This is a genomic window from Phaeobacter sp. JH20_34 (assembly GCF_048056095.1).
Taxonomy (GTDB): domain Bacteria; phylum Pseudomonadota; class Alphaproteobacteria; order Rhodobacterales; family Rhodobacteraceae; genus Phaeobacter; species Phaeobacter bryozoorum.
This window is the reverse complement of record NZ_JAYMWT010000018.1, coordinates 1-5954: the sequence shown is the minus strand read 5'-3', so window position 1 is coordinate 5954 and position 5954 is coordinate 1. Positions and strand designations below refer to the sequence as shown.

Sequence of the window (5954 nt, the reverse complement as noted above, 5' to 3'; positions counted from 1 at the left end):
GATTGAGCATTTATCCCTTCAGAGGGGTATATCTGAAGGTATTTTTTATTGTTATCGTTTAGAGTTTATGGATTTTACTAGGTTTGGCGGTGACCTACTCTCCCACGCCTTAAGACGCAGTACCATCGGCGCAACAGTGCTTAACTTCCGGGTTCGGGATGGGACCGGGTGTTTCACTTGCGCTATGACCACCAAACCGAGGAAAATCCATATTGACGATCTTTGTGAGAGATCGTCGAGATACAATCGCGATGAAGTCCAAGTTTGTTTTGCTTTTGGTTCATTGTGTCACTGCCTGTTACTGGAACAGATCAAGCCTATCGGGCGATTAGTACCGGTCAACTGAATGCATTGCTGCACTTACATCTCCGGCCTATTGACGAGGTGGTCTACCTCGGCCCTCAGGGATACCTTGTTTTGAGGGGGGCTTCCCGCTTAGATGCCTTCAGCGGTTATCCTGTCCGATCATAGCTACCCTGCACTGCTGCTGGCGCAACAACAGGTCCACCAGTGGATCGTTCACCCCGGTCCTCTCGTACTAGGGGCAACTCCTCTCAAGTATCCTACACCCACGGCAGATAGGGACCGAACTGTCTCACGACGTTCTAAACCCAGCTCACGTACCTCTTTAAACGGCGAACAGCCGTACCCTTGGGACCTGCTCCAGCCCCAGGATGAGATGAGCCGACATCGAGGTGCCAAACACTGCCGTCGATATGGACTCTTGGGCAGTATCAGCCTGTTATCCCCGGCGTACCTTTTATCCGTTGAGCGATGGCCCTCCCACTTGGGACCACCGGATCACTATGGCCGACTTTCGTCTCTGCTCGACTTGTCAGTCTCGCAGTCAGGCTGGCTTCTGCCATTGCACTCAACGAGCGATTTCCGACCGCTCTGAGCCAACCTTCGCGCGCCTCCGTTACGCTTTAGGAGGCGACCGCCCCAGTCAAACTACCCGCCACGCAGGGTCCCGGATCCGGATAACGGACCGCGGTTAGATATCAAGAGTGCGAAGGGTGGTATCTCAAGGGAGGCTCCACCGGAACTAGCGTTCCGGTTTCGATGCCTACCACCTATCCTGCACATCACAATCCTGATACCAGTGCGAAGCTGTAGTAAAGGTGCACGGGGTCTTTCCGTCTAACCGCGGGAAGCCTGCATCTTGACAGGCAATTCAATTTCGCTGAGTCGATGTTGGAGACAGCGGGGAAGTCGTTACGCCATTCGTGCAGGTCGGAACTTACCCGACAAGGAATTTCGCTACCTTAGGACCGTTATAGTTACGGCCGCCGTTTACCTGGGCTTCAATTCGGAGCTCTCACCCCTCCTTTTAACCTTCAGGCACCGGGCAGGCGTCAGACCCTATACGTCGTCTTGCGACTTCGCAGAGCCCTGTGTTTTTAATAAACAGTCGCCACCCCCTGGTTTGTGCCCCCAGCTCCAAGTTGCCTTGGAACCGGGCCTCCTTCTCGCGAACTTACGGAGGTATTTTGCCGAGTTCCTTCAACATCGTTCTCTCAAGCGCCTTGGTATTCTCTACCAGTCCACCTGTGTCGGTTTAGGGTACGGTCTCATGGAGGGCTATTTCCAGGGACTGATCAGCAGCCCATTCAATCCGATAAGGATGAACTACCTTCACAATCCGTCACATCCTCCTGGCCTAGGAATATTAACCTAGTTCCCATCGGCTACGCCTTTCGGCCTCGCCTTAGGGGCCGGCTTACCCTGCTCAGATTAGCTTTAAGCAGGAACCCTTGGACTTTCGGCGAGAGTGTCTCTCACACTCTTTGTCGCTACTCATGTCATCATTCTCGCTAGTGATCTCTCCACGGGATCGCTCACGCGCCCGCTTCATCGAAAGCTCCGTGCGTCCAACACCTTCCAGAGGAAGGTTAAAGACGCATGGAACTATGTCACACTACGCTCTGCTACCATGCACTATGTGCATCCTAAGCTTCGGCTCATGGCTTGAGCCCCGTTACATCTTCGCCGCAGGACGTCTTAATTAGACCAGTGAGCTGTTACGCTATCTTTAAAGGATGGCTGCTTCTAAGCCAACCTCCTGGTTGTTTTGGACATCCCACCTGCTTTCCCACTTAGCCATGAATTAGGGGCCTTAGCTGTAGGTCAGGGTTGTTTCCCTCTCCACTACGGACGTTAGCATCCGCAGTGTGTCTGCCATCTAGTACTCCCGGGTATTCGGAGTTTGGTTAGGATCAGTAAGCCTGTGGGGCCCCATTACCCATCCAGTGCTCTACCCCCCGGGGTATTCGGATGACGCTCTACCTAAATAGATTTCGCAGAGAACCAGCTATCTCCGAGTTTGATTGGCCTTTCACCCCTAGGCACAGCTCATCCCGATCCTTTTCAACGGATGTGGGTTCGGTCCTCCAGTGCATGTTACTGCACCTTCAACCTGGCCATGCCTAGATCACTCGGTTTCGGGTCTGATCCCACGAACTCATGCGCCCTATTAAGACTCGCTTTCGCTGCGCCTACACCTAACGGCTTAAGCTTGCTCGTGAGACCAAGTCGATGACCCATTATACAAAAGGTACGCTGTCAGCCCTCAAGGGGCCTCCAACTGATTGTAGGCGTTCGGTTTCAGGTACTGTTTCACTCCCCTCGTCGGGGTGCTTTTCACCTTTCCCTCACGGTACTGGTTCGCTATCGGTCAGTAAGGAGTACTTAGCCTTCGAAGGTGGTCCTCCGATCTTCAGACAGGATTTCACGTGTCCCGCCCTACTTAATACGTCCTATCATGCTTCATATACGGGGCTATCACCCACTATGGCTGTGCTTCCCAACACATTCTATTCACACTCAAGGCTCGGCTGGTCCCCGTTCGCTCGCCGCTACTAGGGGAGTATCATATTGATGTCCTTTCCTCCGGGTACTTAGATGTTTCAGTTCCCCGGGTTTGCTCTTAAAACCCTATGTATTCAGGTCTTAAGTACCTGATTAAGCTCATTATTGATGTCCTACCGCTTTGCTACTTGAGGACAGGCCTCTCATAGCAGACTGCAGGGTCACAATAACAAACTGTCAGGTGGGTTCCCCCATTCGGAAATTCATGGATCAAAGCCTATTCTCAGCTCCCCATGACTTATCGCAGAGTATCACGTCCTTCATCGCCTCTTACTGCCAAGGCATCCACCAAACGCCCTTCTCGCGCTTGATCTGGTCCAGAAAAAGACAGTGAACTGTCACGCCACAGAAGCTGGTAAGAAACTGTGGCCTTATTCTGAACCAAAAGCATACTTTCCCGCTCACTTCATAGAAGTGAACATTGGTTCATAAACCTTGCGGAATATGAACCGGGTTAGTGTACTTGACTTGGACAACACTGTGGTTTCAATCCGGCAGACCCTCGCGCGCCCGAGGAAAAGGGCGGATGCAAAGGCTCGCATCAGACCACATAAGTGGCCGTCAGCACCAAACTGAGGTCGATCCCTCACGCGGGTGACCAACAGTGTTGTTGATTGTATCTCTCTAAACGATGTCAATGTGATCAACCTTCCCGAAGGAACATCGATCCGGTCCGATTGGACGATCAAACACTCAAAGCAAGTGCTTGATGATCAAATCGTCTCTTGCAGAATGGTGGGTCGAGGAGGACTTGAACCTCCGACCTCACGCTTATCAGGCGTGCGCTCTAACCACCTGAGCTACCGACCCATTCTATGTGGGCCGTTCGCATGAGTGGTGGAGCCTAGGAGGATCGAACTCCTGACCTCCTGAATGCAAATCAGGCGCTCTCCCAGCTGAGCTAAGGCCCCTTGCTAGATCTCGCCCCAAGGCAAGATCATGACAGTTCTGAAGAGATATGAGGACGGCCTGGTCCTGTTTAGTGTCCTACCGCGCGGAGCGCTACTTGAGGACCTAAACGATGTGATCAGTTTTGATTACTGATCTTATGCTAAGTGTATCACGAGACAGAGCAAGCTCTGATCTAGCTAGATACATCCTTAGAAAGGAGGTGATCCAGCCGCAGGTTCCCCTACGGCTACCTTGTTACGACTTCACCCCAGTCGCTGAGCTCACCGTGGTCCGCTGCCCCCATTGCTGGTTGGCGCACGGCCTTCGGGTAAACCCAACTCCCATGGTGTGACGGGCGGTGTGTACAAGGCCCGGGAACGTATTCACCGCGTCATGCTGTTACGCGATTACTAGCGATTCCGACTTCATGGGGTCGAGTTGCAGACCCCAATCCGAACTGAGACAGTTTTTTGGGATTAACCCATTGTCACTGCCATTGTAGCACGTGTGTAGCCCAACCCGTAAGGGCCATGAGGACTTGACGTCATCCACACCTTCCTCCCGCTTATCACGGGCAGTTTCCCTAGAGTGCCCAGCCGAACTGCTGGCAACTAAGGATGTGGGTTGCGCTCGTTGCCGGACTTAACCGAACATCTCACGACACGAGCTGACGACAGCCATGCAGCACCTGTCACTCGGCCACCGAAGTGGAAACCAGATCTCTCTGGCGGTCCGAGGATGTCAAGGGTTGGTAAGGTTCTGCGCGTTGCTTCGAATTAAACCACATGCTCCACCGCTTGTGCGGGCCCCCGTCAATTCCTTTGAGTTTTAATCTTGCGACCGTACTCCCCAGGCGGAATGCTTAATCCGTTAGGTGTGTCACCAACAAGCATGCTTGCTGACGACTGGCATTCATCGTTTACGGTGTGGACTACCAGGGTATCTAATCCTGTTTGCTCCCCACACTTTCGCACCTCAGCGTCAGTATCGAGCCAGTGAGCCGCCTTCGCCACTGGTGTTCCTCCGAATATCTACGAATTTCACCTCTACACTCGGAATTCCACTCACCTCTCTCGAACTCAAGACCAGGAGTTTTGGAGGCAGTTCCAGGGTTGAGCCCTGGGATTTCACCCCCAACTTTCTGATCCGCCTACGTGCGCTTTACGCCCAGTAATTCCGAACAACGCTAACCCCCTCCGTATTACCGCGGCTGCTGGCACGGAGTTAGCCGGGGTTTCTTTACCAGATACTGTCATTATCATCTCTGGCGAAAGAGCTTTACGACCCTAAGGCCTTCATCACTCACGCGGCATGGCTGGATCAGGCTTGCGCCCATTGTCCAAGATTCCCCACTGCTGCCTCCCGTAGGAGTCTGGGCCGTGTCTCAGTCCCAGTGTTGCTGATCATCCTCTAAAACCAGCTATAGATCGTAGACTTGGTAGGCCGTTACCCCACCAACTATCTAATCTAACGCGGGCCGATCCTTCTCCGATAAATCTTTCCCCCGAAGGGCGTATAAGGTATTACTCACCGTTTCCAGTGGCTATTCCTTAGAGAAGGGCACGTTCCCACGCGTTACTAACCCGTCCGCCGCTCACCCCGAAGGGCGCGCTCGACTTGCATGTGTTAGGCCTGCCGCCAGCGTTCGTTCTGAGCCAGGATCAAACTCTCAAGTTGAAAAGCACTTACATGCTTATCCTTGACGTTCGAACCTCTGCACATCTTGATTGCACTACCGCCTATTCGGCCACTTGAGCGCGATTAGGCGTGATCCAGACCCGGCTAGGAACCCGGAATTGCAATCATGTTTCTCTGTCTGTTGTGCTTGGTTTCAAAAGAAACCGAAGCCGAACAAGACAGTGAAGCTGACACTAGATCATCGGACAAAAGCCCTACTAGCGTTGATATACAGACGTTGATCCATCGAATGAACCAAACCGCCCACATATCTCTTCAGATATCATCAATGTCAAAGAGCATACATCCAGAGACAATAACCAACAGATGCGCCAAATTCCTGACGCGCCCGCCGATCAAACCCTCATAAATGCCACCGTCTTTCCGATGCGTCCAACCGTCTCTCCGGCCCGTCCCAGCGTCTCTCCGCCGCGTTTCCCGTCCAATCCAGCGTCGCCGCCGTCCCGTCCGGTGTGTCTCAGTAGCGCCTCAGCGCCGCCGGTGAAGGGGGTTCTAAG

2 tRNA genes and 3 rRNA genes are annotated in these 5954 nt (G+C 53.1%); all 5 read right to left on the bottom strand.

The annotated features are described in order from the left end of the window. Positions 1–81: 81 nt before the first annotated feature. Positions 82–196: ribosomal RNA gene (rrf, locus tag VWZ81_RS13175) — 5S ribosomal RNA — on the bottom strand. A gap of 111 nt (positions 197–307) precedes the next feature. After that, positions 308–3181, bottom strand: a 23S ribosomal RNA gene (locus tag VWZ81_RS13170). 420 nt (positions 3182–3601) lie between these two features. Then, positions 3602–3678 (bottom strand) — tRNA-Ile (locus VWZ81_RS13165). 25 nt (positions 3679–3703) lie between these two features. Beyond that, positions 3704–3779, bottom strand: a tRNA-Ala gene (locus tag VWZ81_RS13160). A gap of 193 nt (positions 3780–3972) precedes the next feature. Further along, a 16S ribosomal RNA gene (locus VWZ81_RS13155) occupies positions 3973–5436 on the bottom strand. The 16S, 23S and 5S rRNA genes sit together here with 2 tRNA genes alongside, the layout of an rRNA operon. Positions 5437–5954 lie beyond the last annotated feature (518 nt).